12 protein-coding genes are annotated in these 16,972 nt (G+C 66.9%); 6 read left to right on the top strand and 6 right to left on the bottom strand.

All coding sequences use genetic code 11. From position 1 onward, the window contains the following. The first annotated feature begins 131 nt into the window (after window positions 1-131). From CLD20_RS14260 to CLD20_RS14280, 5 genes are all read left to right on the top strand, one after another. On the top strand, window positions 132-992 hold the full coding sequence (locus CLD20_RS14260; protein WP_224407325.1) for a PhnD/SsuA/transferrin family substrate-binding protein: 861 nt from the start codon (window positions 132-134) through the stop codon (window positions 990-992). Next, a complete protein-coding gene (locus CLD20_RS14265; protein ID WP_224407326.1) occupies window positions 989-2,449 on the top strand; it encodes an ATP-binding protein in 1,461 nt (486 codons plus the stop codon). The genes CLD20_RS14260 and CLD20_RS14265 overlap by 4 nt, the downstream gene beginning before the upstream one ends. Continuing rightward, window positions 2,439-3,761: a sigma-54 dependent transcriptional regulator gene (locus tag CLD20_RS14270; RefSeq protein ID WP_224407327.1), complete on the top strand. Its 1,323-nt coding sequence runs from the start codon at window positions 2,439-2,441 to the stop codon at window positions 3,759-3,761. Before CLD20_RS14265 ends, CLD20_RS14270 begins: the two co-directional genes overlap by 11 nt. Before the next feature lie 168 nt (window positions 3,762-3,929). After that, window positions 3,930-4,457, top strand: coding sequence for an arsenate reductase (azurin) small subunit (locus CLD20_RS14275; RefSeq protein WP_224407328.1), 528 nt, complete (start codon window positions 3,930-3,932; stop codon window positions 4,455-4,457). A gap of 13 nt (window positions 4,458-4,470) precedes the next feature. Continuing rightward, window positions 4,471-7,011, top strand: a complete 2,541-nt coding sequence (locus tag CLD20_RS14280) for an arsenate reductase (azurin) large subunit (protein ID WP_224407329.1) — start codon at window positions 4,471-4,473, stop codon at window positions 7,009-7,011. Between the two features lie 297 nt (window positions 7,012-7,308). On the opposite strand, the gene CLD20_RS14285 is transcribed toward CLD20_RS14280, so the two are convergent. The 6 genes from CLD20_RS14285 to kdpF all read right to left on the bottom strand — a co-directional run bounded on the left by CLD20_RS14285 (window position 7,309) and on the right by kdpF (window position 15,261). Beyond that, entirely contained in the window at window positions 7,309-8,001 is a 693-nt protein-coding gene (locus CLD20_RS14285) for a response regulator (protein ID WP_224407330.1), read from the bottom strand. A gap of 1 nt (window position 8,002) precedes the next feature. Next, window positions 8,003-10,696 carry a sensor histidine kinase KdpD gene (locus CLD20_RS14290; protein ID WP_224407331.1) on the bottom strand — a complete coding sequence of 898 codons (2,694 nt, stop codon included), beginning with the start codon at window positions 10,694-10,696 and terminating at the stop codon, window positions 8,003-8,005. A gap of 25 nt (window positions 10,697-10,721) precedes the next feature. Further along, the gene (kdpC, locus tag CLD20_RS14295) at window positions 10,722-11,303 is read right to left on the bottom strand and encodes a potassium-transporting ATPase subunit KdpC (protein WP_224407332.1); all 582 of its coding nucleotides are present in this window, start codon (window positions 11,301-11,303) and stop codon (window positions 10,722-10,724) included. Between the two features lie 8 nt (window positions 11,304-11,311). Beyond that, window positions 11,312-13,348 carry a potassium-transporting ATPase subunit KdpB gene (kdpB, locus tag CLD20_RS14300; RefSeq protein WP_224407333.1) on the bottom strand — a complete coding sequence of 679 codons (2,037 nt, stop codon included), beginning with the start codon at window positions 13,346-13,348 and terminating at the stop codon, window positions 11,312-11,314. Between the two features lie 92 nt (window positions 13,349-13,440). Then, on the bottom strand, window positions 13,441-15,162 hold the full coding sequence (kdpA, locus tag CLD20_RS14305) for a potassium-transporting ATPase subunit KdpA (protein WP_224407334.1): 1,722 nt from the start codon (window positions 15,160-15,162) through the stop codon (window positions 13,441-13,443). 9 nt (window positions 15,163-15,171) lie between these two features. Next, entirely contained in the window at window positions 15,172-15,261 is a 90-nt protein-coding gene (gene kdpF / locus CLD20_RS14310) for a K(+)-transporting ATPase subunit F (RefSeq protein WP_224407335.1), read from the bottom strand. Between the two features lie 638 nt (window positions 15,262-15,899). Here kdpF and CLD20_RS14315 point away from each other — a divergent pair. Next, window positions 15,900-16,967, top strand: a complete 1,068-nt coding sequence (locus tag CLD20_RS14315; protein WP_224407336.1) for a glycosyltransferase family 4 protein — start codon at window positions 15,900-15,902, stop codon at window positions 16,965-16,967. Window positions 16,968-16,972 lie beyond the last annotated feature (5 nt).

Raw genomic sequence — 16,972 nt, forward strand, 5'->3', positions numbered from 1 at the left:
TTCACGGCGGATCATCAGAGCCCTATATAGCGCGACGACACAGGCGGGGATTGTCTTCGGAGCAAGGCCGCCCATAGAATAGCGAAGATAAAAAGAGCGTCCATCAGGAGACGCTCACCGGGAGGCGCCTGATGCTCACCCGCCGCACTGTGCTGGCGGGCGTCGGTGGCGTGTTCGCCGCTGGCGCAGCGGGCCGTTCGTTCGGGGCGGCCCGGGAACCGTTGCGCTGCGGGCTGACGCCGGTTCTTCTGACCTCCGATCTCGATCTTCTGGAAGCGTTGCGCGTCTACCTTACGGCGGCAACCGGCCGAGACGTCGAGATCGTCACCCGGCGGACCTACCAGGAGATCACCAGTCTGCTCGTCTCGGGGCAACTCGACGCCGCCTGGATCTGCGGCTATCCGTTCGTCGCCTACCGCTCCGAGCTCGACCTCCTCGCCGTCCCCATCTGGCGGGGCAGGCCGCTATACCAGTCCTATCTCATCGCGGCGGCAGACCGGCAGGCGAGATCGATCGACGATCTGGCCGGCGATATTCACGCCTTCTCCGACCCCGATTCCAATTCCGGCTTCCTGGTCACCGCTGCGGAACTCGCAGCGAAGGGCCAGAGGCCGGAGCGCTTTTTCCACCAGACCTTCTTCACGTACGGGCACCGCAACGTGGTGCGTGCCGTCGCTTCCGGCCTTGCCCAGAGCGGCAGCGTAGACGGCTATGTCTTCGAGGTCCTGAAGGAGGTCGAACCCAGCCTCACCCAGGCGATACGGATCGTGCGCGCCTCGGACTGGTATGCCTTTCCGCCGATGGCCAGCCCGGCGCTCGCGCGCGGCTCGGCACGCACGGCGGCACTGCGTCGAGCCCTTCTTGGCGCCCATCGCGATCCCGCCGGACAGAGGCTCCTTGCCGCGCTTCGTCTCGATTCCTTCGCCGAGGAGAACCCTTCGCTCTACGCTCCGATCGCCACGAACATGAACCTCGTGCGGAGCATCGGATGAATCCAGCGCGCGGCGGATGGCTCGGCCGGGCGCCGATCACGGTGAAGGCGCCTGTCGTTGCCGCACTCCTCATGGCGATCGTCGGCGTGGTGGCCTCCGAACGTGTCCTCTCGCGGCTCGTCGCCATCCAGGAACGGCAGATCAACGAACTCACCTCGGCCTATCTCGAAGGACTCGCTTCGCCCCTGACGGAGCCCGTGTTGCGTCGAGATCCCTGGGAGATCTTCAATACGCTCGACCAGGCGCGACATCTCTCCTCCCTGGTGCGGCCTGTGGAGACGGTCGTCAGCGATGCCGAGGGGCACGTGCTTGCAGGTTCCGACCCGCGCGCCCGGCCGATCGGATCGCGGCAGCCCGCTATGGCGGCCCCCGCCGGAGGCGAAGGCAGGATCGCCATCGACGAGGAAGCCGGACGGGCCTTCGTCAGTCGATCCCTCGCGGTGGAGGGAACCGCCATCGGAACGCTCTATTCGGAGTTCGACATTTCCGAACTTCTCGCCGAGCGCCAGGATGCGTTGTGGACCCTCCTTGCCACCAACGCCGGTCTCACCCTCGGCTTCATGTTTCTCGGCTGGTTCGCCGTCAGGCGCATGGTCCGGCCGATGAAGGTTCTTTCCGACCACCTTGCTCAGTCGCCGGAGGGGGGAATCCGGCCGATCTCCCCTCGCCTCTTTCCGCGCTTGGGCAGCGAGGCGGGTCATCTCTTCCGGCGCTTCAATCAGATGGCGGAGGCCGTCAACGAAAATGCGGCGCTCGCAGCCCGGCTCGCCGAAGAGCAGCGCCTTGCCGGCCTCGGCCGGCTGACGAGCGGCATGGCCCACGAGATCAACAATCCCCTGGGCGGACTTCTCAACGCCGTCGATACGCTGCGCCGGCACGGCGACAAGCCGATGGTGCGCACGCGGGCCGTCTCGCTCATCGAACGAGGCCTTTCCGGCATCCGCGACGTGGTGCAGGCCGCGCTCGCCACCTACCGCGAGAAGGACGGCGGCCGACAGCTGTCGCTGCAGGACTTCGAGGATGTGCGCATCCTCCTGCAGCCGGAGTTGCGGCGGCATGCCCAGAACCTCGACTGGCATATCGAGGCGACCAGCCTGCCCTCCCTGCCCGGAAACCCCATCCGTCAGACACTGCTCAATCTTCTTCTCAACGCCAGCGCCGCCAGCGGCGAAGGCGGCAGGCTGTCCTTCCGCGCCACAACGCATCGCGAGGGCGGGCTTTGCCTGGAGGTCGCCGATTCGGGCCCCGGCCTGCCAGCCGCGGGCGCAGCGCTTCTGACCGGCGACGGCGCTTCGGCGATCCTTGGCGACGGCAAGGGTCTCGGCCTGTGGATGGTTCGCCGCCTCGTCGACGAGATCGGGGGAACGATCGAGGTCGGTGGGTCGGATCTGGGCGGCACATCGATCCGTCTGGAGCTGAAGAACGTCGCGATGGAAAGGCACTCCAATGCCGCATGAAATTCCCCGCATCGGGCTCATCGAGGACGATCCGATCATGGGGGAATCGCTGCAGGAGCGACTCTCCCTTGAAGGCTTCGACGTGACATGGTGGAAGGCAGGCGAGGCCGCGCTCAGCGATCGCAGGGTCAAGCTTGCCGAGCTCGGCCTGATGATCTGCGACATCCGCCTGCCCGACATCGGCGGCGAGGAAGTGTTTCGCCGGGCGGCCGAAAGCCCCGGCGCCCCGCCATTTCTCTTCGTCACCGCCCATGCCGATATCGACCAGGCCGTCCGGCTGATGCGGGCCGGAGCGGGCGATTTCGTCACCAAGCCCTTCGCAATGGACGAGTTCCTGTCGCGCATCGCCTCGGCCATGCGGCCCGCGACCGGCACAAGCGAGGCGCCGCATCTTGGTGTCTCGCCGCAGATGCGGCGTATCGAAGAAACACTCCGCCGGCTGGCCGATCAGCGTCTCGCCGTCCTCCTCAGCGGGGAGACGGGCGTCGGCAAGGAAGTGGCGGCACGCTTCCTTCACGCCGTTTCGTCGCGGGCGGCGCACCCCTTCGTGGCGGTCAATTGCGCCGCCATCCCCGCCGACCTTCTGGAAAGCGAGATCTTCGGGCACGAGCGCGGCGCCTTCACGGGGGCGGCCTCGCGCCATCTCGGCTATGCGGAGCGGGCAAAGGACGGAACCCTCTTTCTCGACGAGATCGGCGAGCTGCCACTCGCCCTGCAGGCCAAGCTTCTTCGGCTTCTGGAGGAAGGTATTTTCACGCGCGTCGGCGGAGAGACCTCCCTCCCCCTCAAGGCGCGCATTGTTGCCGCCTCCAACGCTGATCTCGCCTCGGCCGTGGAGCGGGGCGCCTTTCGCGAGGACCTCTTCTTCCGGCTGAATGCGCTGTGGGTCGAGCTGCCGCCGCTGCGCGAGCGGATCGAGGACATCCCCTGGCTGATGGAGACGCTCTTCCCGGCCGACCAGGCGATGTCGCGCGGCATCCGTGGCATCGGCAGCCTCGCCGAAGAGGCCGCTCTTGCCCATCCCTGGCCCGGCAATGTGCGCGAGCTGCGCAACCGGCTGCAGCGCGCCGCAGCCCTGGCGGACGGGGAATGGATCATGCCGCGGGACCTGTTCCCCGAGCTCGGCATGCCCGCGCCGGAAGACATGTTTCCCACCCTCGCCGAGGTCCGCGACGCGGCCGAGCGACGCCAGATCGAGCGGGCGCTGGAGGTGACGGAAGGGCAGATCTCCGAAACCTCGCGGATCCTCGGAATTTCCCGCACGACGCTCTGGGAGAAGATGCGCCGGCTCGGCATTCCGGGACGCGACTGACGTTCGGTTTTCCGGACCTTCGGCAGAGCAGCATGTTCGGCTTTCCGAACGCGCTGCGCCCGTCGAGCGAGGATTATTCAGCAAAATCAACACCGGGGTCTCGTGGCACGCTTCGTGCCCCCTCCTCGCCAAGCGCCGGGACGTGCGCAGGCAAAGGAGGAGACAACCATGCGATGCAACAACATGGTCGATATCGGCCGCCGCCAGTTCCTGAGGGGTAGCGCCTTCGCCGTCGCAGGCACCGCCGTGGCGGCGGCCCTGCCCGCAGAGGCCGGGGCGCAGGGAAACGGGCAAGGGCTCGCCCGCATCCAATACCCCTCCAACAGGCTCGCCAACGTCGCGGACCTTGCGGTCAACGAACCCTTCTCCGTCAGTTACCCCGATGCCGATGCGCCCGGCGTCCTCCTGAAGCTCGGCACGCGGGTGCCCGATGGGGCCGGACCCGACGGCGACATCGTCGGCTTCGTCACCGTCTGTCCGCATAAGGGCTTTCCGCTCAGCTACAATTCCGGCGAGCGGGTTCTCTCCTGTCCGGGACACTATTCGCGCTTCGACGTGGAGAAGGGCGGCCAGCAGATCTGGGGCCATGCCACACAGAACCTTCCGCAATACGCGCTGCGGGTGGACGACCAGGGCGACATCTACGCCGATGCCGTCGACGAGCTGATCTACGGCCGTCTTTCCAACGTGCTCTGAGGGAGGATCGAGAATGGCCTACAAGCGCCAGACGGACCGCCTGCCGATCATCCCGGCGGACGCCAAGGTCCACAACGTCACCTGCCATTACTGCATCGTCGGCTGCGGCTATCACGCCTACACCTGGGACGTGAACCGCCAGGGCGGCACGGCGCCGGGCGAGAACGTCTTCGGCGTCGACCTCGCCGCCCAGCAGGGCGCCGAAACGCCGAACTGGTACTCCCCGTCGATGTACAACATCGTCAAGCAGGACGGGCGCGACGTGCACATCGTCGTCAAGCCGGACCCGGCCTGCCAGGTGAATTCCGGCCTCGGTTCCATCCGCGGCGCCCGCATCGCCGAGATGAGCTACTCCCTCCCCCGGCAGACCCAGCAGCAGCGCCTCACCGATCCCATGGTCTGGCGCTACGGCCAGATGCAGCCGACCTCCTGGGAAGATGCCCTCGACCTCGTGGCGCAGGTCACCGCCGCGGTAATCGACGAGATGGGCGAGGACGGCCTCATCGTCTCGGCTGCCGACCATGGCGGCGCCGGCGGCGGCTACGAGTTCACCTGGGGCACGGGCAAGCTCTACTTCGAGGCGATGAAGATCAAGAACATCCGCATCCACAATCGGCCCGCCTACAATTCGGAAGTCCATGCGACCCGCGACATGGGCATCGGCGAGCTCAACAACGCCTACGAGGATGCCGAGCTTGCCGACACCATCGTCGCCGTCGGCACCAACCCTCTCGAAACGCAGACGAACTACTTCCTCAATCACTGGGTGCCGAACCTGCGTGGCTCGACGGTTTCCAAGAAGAACGAGACGATGCCCGGCGAGCCGCATGCCGCCGCCAGGATCATCATCGTCGATCCGCGCCGCACGGCGACCGTCGCCGCCTGCGAGGCCGAGGCGGGCAAGGACAACGTCCTGCATCTGGCGGTCAAGTCGGGAACCGACCTTGCCCTCTTCAACGCGATCTTCACCCATATCGCCGATCAGGGATGGGTCGACCGGGACTTCATCGACGCCTCCACGCTGCGCGAGGGCAAGTCCCGCCCGCCCCTCTACCCGGCGCGCGGCGTTTCGGAATCCAATCCGGGCCACCTGACGAGCTTCGAGGACGCGGTCGAGGGCTGCCGCACCTCCATCCAGGAAGCGGCGGAGATCACCGGTCTCAACCCGGAGGACATCGTCAAGGCGGCGCGCTGGATCGCCGAGCCGAAGGAAGGCGGGGCGCGTCGGCGCACCATGATCGGCTACGAGAAGGGCCTGATCTGGGGCAACGACAACTACCGCACCAACGGCGCCCTGGTGAACATCGCGCTCGCCACCGGCAATATCGGCCGCGAAGGCGGCGGCTGCGTGCGCCTCGGCGGGCATCAGGAAGGCTATGTGCGCCCTTCCGATGCCCATGTCGGGCGGCCCTCCACCTATGTCGACAAGCTTCTGATCGGCGGTGGCGGCGGCGTCCATCACGTCTGGGCCTGCGACCATTACAAGACCACGCTGAACGCTCTGGAGTTCAAGCGCGTCTACAAGCAGCGCACCGACAAGGTGAAGGACGCCATGAACGCCGTTCCCTACGGCGACCGGGAGGCGATGGTCGGCGCCATCATGGAGGCGATCGCCGATGGCGGCCTCTTTGTCGTCGACGTCGACATCGTGCCGACCAAAATCGGCGAGGCCGCCCATGTCGTTCTGCCCGCCGCGACGTCGGGAGAGATCAACCTCACCTCGATGAACGGAGAGAGGCGCATGCGCCTTACCGAGCGCTACATGGACCCGCCCGGCCAGGCGCTCGGCGACGGCATCATCGCAGCGCGCATCGCCAACCATCTGGAGCGCGTCTTCCGCGACAAGGGCAAGGGCGACTACGCCGACCAGTTCAAGGGCTTCGACTGGCAGACCGAGGAAGACGTCTTCATGGACGGCTACCACCGGCATGCCTCAGGCGGCGAGCACGTCACCTACGACCGTTTACGGGCGATGGGCACCAACGGCTTCCAGGAGCCGGCCCAGGGCTACGAGGGCGGCAAGATCGTCGGCACCAAGCGGCTCTACACCGACGGCAGCTTCTCCACCGACGACGGCAAGGCCCGCTTCATGGACGCGCCATGGCGTGGCTTGCAGGCGCCCGGCAAGGATGCGCAGAAGGCGGAGTATCGCTTCCTCGTCAACAACGGGCGCACCAACCATGTCTGGCAGTCCGCCTATCTCGACGTCGACAACGACCTCATCATGGACCGGTGGCCCTATCCCTTCATCGAGATGAACCCGGAGGACATGGGCGAGCTCGGGCTGGACGACGGCGATCTCGTGGAGGTCTACAACGCCTCCGGCTCGACGCAGGCGATGGTCTATCCGACGCCATCGGCCCGGCGCGGCGAGACCTTCATGCTCTTCGCCTATCCGATGGGGGTGCAGGGCAACGTCATCAACGGCGACGGGGTGAACGAGCTGATCATCCCGAACTACAAGCAGACCTGGGCCGACATAAGGAAGATCGCCAGCGCTCCCGAAGGCACGAAGCATCTCACCTTCAAGGACCAGCACTACCGGCTCGGATGACGTAGCGCAGGAGGGCGCCCCGCAGGGCGCCCTTCTTCCCCGATGGTGCAGGAGGCACGAAGCTCGACGCGGGATGGCCGTGTGGCGAGGTCTGCGGTGCGGAGAAACGCAAGCCGCTTCTCAAGGTCGCCGAGATCGCTTCCTTCACCGCAGCCTGCGTCGCTCCGCTCGAAGCAGACGTTCGCTCACCTCATCGCGAATGAGACGGAATGGGTTGGAGGCGGCCCGTCCCCGCTAGAGTAGTGAGATCGCGCAAGCGGGCGTGCGTAGCAGGCCTGCGAGCATAGCGGATCGCCATCATTCCTCCGGTCGCAGGAAGCGGTAGCCCACGCCGGGTTCGTTGAGGATGTAGCGGGGGCTTGCCGGATCGTCGCCGAGCTTTTGCCGTAGACGCCCCACGAAGACGCGCAGGTACTGGACATCTTCCGCATTGGCAGGGCCCCAGACGCTCGTCAGGATTTGGCGATGGGTCAGGATGCGCCCGGCATTGCGCATCAGATAGGCGAGAAGTTCGAATTCCTTCGGCGTCAGCCTGAGCGGCTCGGTCCCGAGCGCCACGCCGTGGCGGGCGAGATCGAGCTTCAGCTCGCCGATGACGATCTCGGCGCTTTCCTCGCCGCCCCTGCGCACCGGACGCAGGAGAACGCGCACCCGCGCGAGAAACTCCGGAATGCCGAAGGGCTTCACCACATAATCGTTCGCCCCGGCGTCGAGGGCGGCGACCTTTTCCTCCTCTCCATCCCGCACGGAGAGAACGAGCACCGGCACGCTCGACCATTCGCGCAGCCGGGCGATGACGTCTTTCCCGTCCATGTCGGGCAGGCCGAGATCGAGGATGACGAGGTCCGGCTCCTTCAAGGCTGCCGTCTGCACGCCCTCGCGACCGTTCTGCGCCTCGATGACCTCGAAGCTATGCGCGCCGAGCGCGACGCGCAGGAACTTGCGGATCTGCGGCTCGTCGTCGACGATCAGGATGCGTGCCGGACCCATGCTAGGCGCCTGCCCTTTCCGGCACTTCGGGGACGAGCGGAAGTTTCACGCTGACGACCGTCCCGCGCCCGCCGGGGCCCGCCCCGATGGCGATCTCACCGCCATGCGCTTCAACGATGCCCTTGCAGATGGCCAGGCCGAGCCCGGTCCCCGCCCGCTGCCCGTCGCCCGCGCGCACCCGGTAGAACATGTCGAACACCCTGGCACGATCCTCCACCGGGATGCCCGGCCCCTCGTCGCGCACCGACAGAACGAGCCGCCCGGCCTCCACGGTGCCGCCGACCGCGATCTCGGTGCCCTCCTCGGCATATTTCGCGGCGTTGTCGAGGAGGTTCGCGATCACCTGTTCCAGGAGCACCGGATCGCCAGCCGCCATCGGCAGATCGCGCGGCAGATCGAAGGCGAGAGCGTGCCCGGCGAGGCGCCGTCGAAGCTGACGGACGGCGCGCCCGACCACTTCGCGCATATCCACCCAGTCGCGGCGGACTTGAAGCGCTCCATAGCCGAGGCGGGTCATGTCGAGGAGATTCTGGATGTAGCGGTTGAGGCGCTCGCCCTCGTCGCGAATGGTTTCGGCCATGGCGGTGCGGCCGGAGGGGCCGAGCGCCGCGTCCGCCTCCAGGAGGCCGGATGCCGCGCCGATGATGGAAACGAGGGGCGTGCGCAGATCGTGGCTGACGGAGGAAAGAAGCGCGGCGCGCAGCCGCTCCGTCTCCGAAAGGAGCCGCGTCTCCTCCATGTCGGCCGCGAGCCGGGTGCGCTCGACCGCGATCGCCACCTGATCGACCAGCGCATCGAGCAGCCGCCGCTCGTCCGGGGCGAGCGGCTGGGTGCGCTCGAAGCTGACGCCGAGAAGGCCTTCTTTGCCGTGCGCGGTCTTCAAGGGCAGGAAGAGCCAGGAGGAGGCGGGCAGCGTGGGCGAGCCCCATCCGGCGACCTCGCCATGCTCCCAGGCCCATTCGGCCGCCCCCCGGTCCTTCGCTTCGAGCTGGTCCTCCGGCGGATAGCCCCCGAGGATCGCCAGCGCCCCGTCCGGGCCCGGCGCAAGGATGAGCGAGGAGCAGCTGAGCGTTGAGGCAACGTGGTGGACGGCGGCCCAGACCACGTCGTCGAGCGAGGCGGCGCTCGCGATCTTGCGGCTGAAATCGTACAGCGCGGCGGTGCGGCGGGCGATGCTGCGCTGGGCCTTCACCTGCGCCCTGAGGCGCGCGGCGAGATTGCCGGTCGCGATCGCCACGGCGAGATAGAGGAAGAGTGTCCTCACCACCGTCTCGCTGTGGACACTCAGGGTATAGTACGGCTCGGTCAGGAAGAAGTTGTAAGCGAGGAAGGAAAGGATGCTCGCATAGATCGACGGCCACAGACCGTAATGCGTGGCGATGGCGATCACCGAAGCGAGATAGAGGAGCGACAGGCTCTCCACCGGCAGCGCCCGGTGCGCCGCCGCGCCGATGAGGCTGCTCGCTGCGACCGCGACCGTCGCCGCGCCATAGGCCTCCGCCTCCCAGCGCGGGAAGAGACGTGGCGCGCGGACCTTGTCGCGGCGCGCCTCCGCCGCATTCGGTGCGATCATCGTCACCTCGAAATCCGTCGCCTCGCGGATGATCTCGTTGGCCACGTTCTCGCGGAAGAAATGGGCCGAAAGGGTGCGCTGGCGCGGCCGTCCGACGACGAGACGGCTGACATTGCGCGAACGGGCGAAGGCCAGAAGTTCGTGCGCGATGCGCGATTCCGCATTCAGCGAGACCACCTCCCCGCCGAGCGTTTCGGCGAGCCTCAATGTCTCTGCGATCCGGTCCTTCGCCGCGTCCGGCAGGTTTTCGGATGCGGGCGTCACGACGTTCACGACGATCCATGGAAAGCGCCCGCGATCGGCGGCGCGCTTGGCCGCCCGCACCAGCGCTGCGGCGACCGGGGATTCGTTGACACAGACGAGGATGCGCTCCTGCGTCGGCCACGGCCCCGGGATGGCGTGGCTGCGCATATGGGCGGTCATCTGCGCATCGACGCGGTCGGCCGCGACGCGCATGGCGAGCTCGCGCAGCGCCGTCAGATTGCCCTTGGAGAAGAAGTTCTGGATGGCGCGGGCGATCTGGTCCTGGACATAGACCTTTCCTTCCCGGAGCCGTTGGATCAGCTCCTCGGGCGGCAGGTCGACGAGCTCGATCTCGTCGGCGAGCTCCACGACGCTGTCGGGCACCGTCTCGCGCACGCGCACGCCGGCGATGCGGGCGACCACGTCGTTGAGGCTTTCCAGATGCTGGATGTTGAGCGTCGTGTAGACGTCGATGCCCGCGCCGATCAGCTCCTCCACGTCCTGCCATCGCTTCGGATGGCGGCTTTCCGGGACGTTGGTGTGCGCAAGCTCGTCAACGAGGACGAGGCTGGGGCGACGCTTCAGCAGCGCGTCGACATCCATCTCCGCGAGATAGCGCCCGTGATAGAGGACGCGCCGCCTCGGGATGGTCTCGAGCCCGGCGGCGAGCCGCTCCGTCTCGGCGCGGCCATGCGTCTCCACGACGCCGACGACGACGTCTAGGCCGGCGTCCCGACGCTCGCGCGCCGCCTCCAGCATGGCGTAGGTCTTGCCCACGCCCGGCGCGGCGCCGAGGAAGATCTTGAGCCGACCCCTCCCCTCCCGCGAAGCTTCCGCGAGGAGGGCATCCGGCTCCGGGCGGTTCTCAGGCTCGATCATCGCGCCGTTCTGCTCGCCCCTTCCGTCACCGGGCCCCGTTATCCCCGGCCGGACGAAGCTCGTCGAGCGCCAGGTTGAGCGCAAGGACATTCACGCGCGCCTCGCCGAAAAGACCGAGGCTGCGTCCCTCGATATGGCGCCTGACCAGGTCGTGCAGCTGCTGCGGGGAAAGATTCCGGGCCTTTGCCACACGCGGCACCTGAAAGAGAGCCGCTTCCGGAGAGATATGCGGATCGAGACCGCTGCCGGAGGTGGTGACGAGATCGATCGGCACCCGTGCGCCCTCTCCTTCCCGGCCAAGCCGCTCGACATCGGCCGTCACCCGCTTCAGGAGGGCGGCGCTGGTCGGGCCGAGATTGCTGCCGCCCGACACACCGCTGTCTACATCCGTCGCGGAGGGGCGCGGGTGGAAATAGCCCGGCCCGGAAAAGCCCTGGGCGACGAGGCGAGAGCCGACGACCTGTCCGTTACGCGCGATGAGGCTGCCCCCGGCCTCGTCCGGAAAGAGCGTCTGAGAAAGACCGGTCATGGCGAGCGGATAGCCAAGGCCGAGGAGCACGGTCATGAGAAGAGAGAGCACGATGGCGGGACGAAGCTGGGAGATCATGGCTTTGCTCAGACGATGGCGATGGAGGTGATGAGAAGGTCGATGGCCTTGATGCCGAGGAAGGGCACGATGAGCCCGCCGAGGCCGTAGACGAGAAGGTTGCGCCGCAGGAGGCTCGCGGCCGTCGCCGGGGCGTAGCGCACGCCCTTCAGGGCGAGCGGAATGAGCGCGACGATGACGAGAGCATTGAAGATCACCGCCGAGAGGATGGCACTCGCCGGGCTCTCCAGCCGCATCACGTTGAGCACGGCGAGCCCGGGATAGGCGGCGACGAAAATCGCCGGCAGGATGGCGAAATACTTCGCCACGTCGTTGGCGATCGAAAAGGTGGTGAGCGAACCGCGGCTGATCAGGAGCTGCTTGCCGACGAGCACGATCTCGATGAGCTTCGTCGGGTCGCTATCGAGGTCGATGAGATTGCCCGCCTCCTTGGCGGCCGAGGTGCCGGAGTTCATGGCAACGCCGACATCGGCCTGGGCGAGAGCCGGCGCATCGTTGGAGCCGTCGCCGCACATGGCGACGAGCTTGCCGCCCGCCTGCTCGGCCCGGATGAGCTCAAGCTTCTTCTCCGGCGTCGCTTCCGCCAGGAAGTCGTCGACGCCTGCTTCGGCCGCGATGGCCGCCGCCGTCAGCGGGTTGTCGCCCGTCACCATCACGGTGCGCACGCCCATGCGCCTGAGCTCGACGAAACGCTCGCGGATGCCGGGCTTCACCACGTCCTTCAGATGCACGACGCCGATCGGCTTGCGGTCGGCGGCGACAACGAGCGGCGTACCGCCGGAGCGGGCGATGCGCTCGATGAGGCGCGAAAGCTCCGGCGTCGCCGTCCGGTCGCACCAGGCGAGGATCGCGTCGCTCGCCCCCTTGCGGAGCTCGCGCCCGTCCTTGAGGTCGGCGCCGGAAATGCGGGTCTGGGCGGTGAAGGGAATGGCGGCGGCGATGCGATCGTCGTGATCGATCTCTCGGCCGAGGCGCTTGCGGGCCAGGTCGACGATCGATTTTCCCTCCGGCGTCTCGTCCGCCACCGAAGCGAGATGGACGAGCTCGGCGAGGTGGCGTTCGTCGGTTCCTGAAAGCGGCAGGAAATCGTCGGCCATACGGTTGCCGAAGGTGATCGTGCCGGTCTTGTCGAGGAGGAGCGTGTCGACGTCGCCCGCCGCCTCCACCGCCCGGCCGGACTTGGCAATGACATTGGCCTTCACCAGCCGGTCCATGCCGGCAATCCCGATCGCCGAGAGAAGGCCTCCGATCGTCGTCGGGATCAGGGTGACGAGAAGCGCAATCAGGAAGGCCACCGGGACTATCGCCCCCGAATAGAGAAGGAAGGGCTCGAGCGTCGCGGTGACGATCAGGAAGATGATGGTCATTCCGGCAAGCAGGATGCCGAGCGCGACCTCGTTCGGCGTCTTCTGCCGTTCCGCCCCCTCCACCAGAGCGATCATGCGGTCGAGAAACGTCTCGCCCGGCTTCGACGTCACCTTCACCTTGAGCCAGTCGGAAACGAGGCGCGTGCCGCCGGTGACGGCGGAGCGGTCGCCGCCCGCCTCGCGGATGACGGGGGCGGATTCGCCGGTGATCGCCGATTCATCGACGGATGCGATGCCTTCGACGATCTCGCCATCCGCCGGAACGATATCTCCCACTTCGACGAGGACGAGATCGCCCGGCTTCAGCGTCTGGCTGGAGACTGTCCGCGTCTCCGCCGCGTCGAGCGAGACGAGGAGCTTTGCGGGCGTTTCCGTCTGCGTCGTGCGCAACGTATCGGCCCGGGCCTTGCCGCGGCCTTCCGCCATCGCCTCGGCAAAGGTGGCGAAATAGACCGTGAACCAGAGCCAGGCCGCAATCTGACCCATCACGGCGACCTCGCCTGCACCCGTCAGGAGGCCGCGGAGGAAAAGGAACGTGGAGAGCGCCGCCGCCACTTCCGTCACGAAGATAACGGGGTTCTTCATCAGATGACGTGGGTCGAGCTTGACGAGGGCGACGCGCAACGCAGGCCCCATCACCTTGGTGTCGAAGAGGGAAATGTCAGGCTTTTTGCGCATCGCGCCTTGCCTTCTGACCGGGAGCTGACGGAGCGGGGCGCTGTGGGCGCTCGGGAGAGCGCCGCGGTTCGCGGAATGCAAAGAAGACGGCATCAGAAGGTCTCCCCGGCGAGCATCGCCGTGTGTTCGGCGATCGGCCCAAGGGCGAGCGCCGGAAAGAAGGTGAGTCCGCCGAGGATGAGGACGACGGCGACGAGAAGCGTGACGAAGAGCGGCCCGTCGGTGGGGAAGGTGCCGGCGGAGGCGGCGAGCTTCTTCTTGGCCGCCAGAGAACCCGCGATCGCCAGCATCGGCACGATGAAGGCATAGCGGCCGAGGAGCATGGCGATGCCGAGGAGCGTGTCGTGGAAGGGCGTGGCGGCCCCGAAGCCGGCAAAGGCGGAGCCGTTGTTGCCCGTCGCCGAGGAATAGGCGTAGAGGATCTCCGAAAGCCCATGGGGGCCCCGGTCCTGGACGGAGGCAAGCGCCATCGGGATCGTCGCGGCGGCTGCGCCGAAGACGAGGACGCCGAACGGCATCACCAGGAAGGCGATGACGGCGAGCTTCACCTCCTTCGCCTCGATCTTGCGGCCGAGATATTCAGGCGTTCTCCCGACCATCAGCCCGGCGAGGAAGACCGTCAGCACGACGAAGGCGAGCATGCCGTAGAAGCCGGAGCCGACGCCGCCGAAGACCACCTCCCCCGTCTGGATGAGCAGCATCGGTGCGAAGGCTCCGAGCGGCGTGAAGCTGTCGTGCATGGAATTGACGGAGCCGTTGGAGGCGGCCGTGGTCGCCGTCGCCCAAAGCGCCGATTCTCCGACGCCGAAGCGGACCTCCTTGCCCTCCATGTTGCCGGAGGCCTGGTCGATGGGGAGGTTCGCGAAGAGCGCGTTGCCTTCGCTTTCCGCCCCGTAGGTCAACGCCAGCGCGGCGAGGAAGAGAATGCCCATCGCCGCGAAGATCGCCACGCCCTGGCGCATGTCGCGTACCAGGCGGCCGAACATGAAGGTGAAGGCGGCCGGGACGAGAAGGATCGCCACCATCTCCGCGAAATTCGATAGCGGCGTCGGATTCTCGTAGGGCACGGCGGAATTGGCGTTGAAGAAGCCGCCGCCATTGGTGCCGAGCTGCTTGATGGCGATCTGCGCCGCCGCTGGTCCCTGCGGAATCGTCTGCCGTGCGCCCTCAAGGGTCGTCGCCTCCACGTAGGAGGAGAGGTTCTGCGGCACGCCCTGCCAGACGAGAAAGAGCGCGAAGAGGACCGATAGCGGCAGAAGCAGGTAGAGCGTTGCCCGGGTGAGATCGACCCAGAAATTGCCGAGGCCGCGTGCCTCTGGTCCTGCTGTATCGCTTCCGGCGAAGCCCCGGATAACAGCCACACCGACGGCGATGCCCGTTGCCGCGGAGACGAAGTTCTGCACCGTCAGACCTGCCATCTGGCTCAGATACGAGAGCGTCGTCTCCCCGCCATAGGCCTGCCAGTTGGTGTTGGTGACGAAACTGACCGCCGTGTTGAAGGCGAGATCGGGAGAGAGGCCGGCGAAGCCCTCGGGGTTGAGAGGCAGGAAGCCCTGCAGGCGCAGCACGGCGTAAAGGATCAGCCAGCCGACGGCGTTGAAGGCGAGAGCGGCGGCGGCATAGCGCGTCCAGTGTTGGCTCGCCTGCGGATCGATGCCACCCGCGCGGTAGACGAGCCGCTCAACCGGGCCGAGGACAGGCGTGAGGATTGTCCGTCCACCCTCGAACAGGCGGGCCATACAGAGCCCGAGCGGCCAGGCCAGCGCCACGACGACGACGCCGTAGACGATGAAGAGCAGGATATCGGAGGACATCGCCGCGCCTCAGAGCTTTTCGGGATTGAGGAGCGCCCAGACGAGATAGGCGAGAAGGGCGAGCGCGACGAGGCCGCCGAGAACGAGATCGAGAACCATCGCTTTAAAGCCTCTCGATGAGGCGGAGCGACAGTGCCGCCGCCGCGAAGAAGCCGAGAGCGAGACCGATAAAGAGGGCGTCGAGCATTTCATCTCCATCACCGGAAGGGTCCCGGAGGATGGGAGCGCAGGGCATAAACGCGCCATTCGCGTTTCGGCCGGATCGCATCAACGAGGCGTAAATGGCGAGGCTGCCGGGCGAAAAGCGACGGAACGCTTGGCTGACGGACGAGGTCGTCCTCAGCTTTGTGGACGATTGGGACGCCTTGTGGAAAACTCGCGCTCCGTCAGCGCAACCGTCCGTACCCGGCGCAACGGGCCGGCAGTCAGGCCGATCCAAAGCCGGGAGAACGCTGGACTCTCGGTCGCCCGAAGGCCCGGACAGCTGCCATCCGCGCTACTTCAGCTTCGCCCTCGGGCGGCTGAAGCGAGAAGACGAAGCCTCGGCGTCAAGATGCACACAATGCATGCCGCTCGGTCTACTATGGGCGCGGCACCTGCCCCAACGGTGATACTTTAGTACCCCTAAAGGACAGGGTCGCGGACCTAGGTCCAACTGCCCCCCTCTAGATGCTCCCGCTAGATTTGGTCGATCGCAAGCACCCAGCCGATCGGAGACAAGCGATGGGAGGTTGCAGATGGCAGCGGCACTGGAGCAGATGTTCAATGCCTTCTTTCTATCGGCCCTTCTGATCTTGTGGCTGCGCGGAGCCGCGCCCGCGCTTGGCCTTGTCGATCGCCCGGACCTGCGAAAGCAGCATGACGGAATCGTGCCGCTCTGCGGCGGGATCGGAATCTTCTTCGGCGCCGGCCTGCCTGCGCTGATGCTGCCGGAGCCGTTGAGGATACACGGCCATGTCCTGCTCGGCCTGGGACTGCTGCTCCTCGTCGGCGCAGCCGACGATCGCTGGTGCCTGCCACCATGGCCGCGCCTGCTCAGCCAAACGCTCGCGGCGGCAATCCTGATCTGGCCGCTCACCGCGGGCCGCGTGGAACTCGGCTTCCCGCCCCCGTCGGCAGTCGAGATGCTGATGCCGCCCATCCTTCTCGTCTTCGCCGTCGGCACGATGAACAGCTTCAACATGATGGACGGGATCGACGGGCTGGCCGGCACCGCCGGGCTCGCCGCGCTGCTGTGGCTGACGCTCATCGCTTCGCATTTCGACCGTGCGGACCTTGTCGCCCAATCGCTCGTCCTCCTTTCCGCCTTGCTCGCTTTCATCGCCTTCAACCTCCGCCATCCCTGGCGCAGCCGCGCCAGTGTCTTTCTGGGAGACGCTGGCAGCGTGACGCTCGGCGGGGCGATTGCGTGGCTGGTAATAGCCTTGGCGACGGGGCCAGAATACGCGGCGCTGCCCGGCCTCCTTTGGGTGGTCGCCCTGCCCTCCGCCGAGACGCTGAGCCTCATCGTGCGCCGTATCCGCCGGGGACGCAGCCCGCTGTTGCCGGATCGCGAGCACCTCCACCACCTGCTGATCGACAACGGCGTCTCTCCCGCCGGCGCGACGGGCCTGATCGCGCTTGCCTCGGCCCTCTGCGGCGGGATCGGCTGGATCGCTATCGTCTCCGGCGCGCCCTCTCCCCTCGTGATGGCCGGTCTTGCGGTACCGATCGCCGCCCATGCCTGGGTGATCAGGCGTCTCAGCCGTCCGCGTGACGTCCTCGCTGCGCTGCCACAGGGCGTCACGACACCCGCGGCCGAGTGAGGCGG

It is taken from the genome of Afifella sp. IM 167, from assembly GCF_020144925.1.
Classification (GTDB): domain Bacteria; phylum Pseudomonadota; class Alphaproteobacteria; order Rhizobiales; family Afifellaceae; genus Afifella.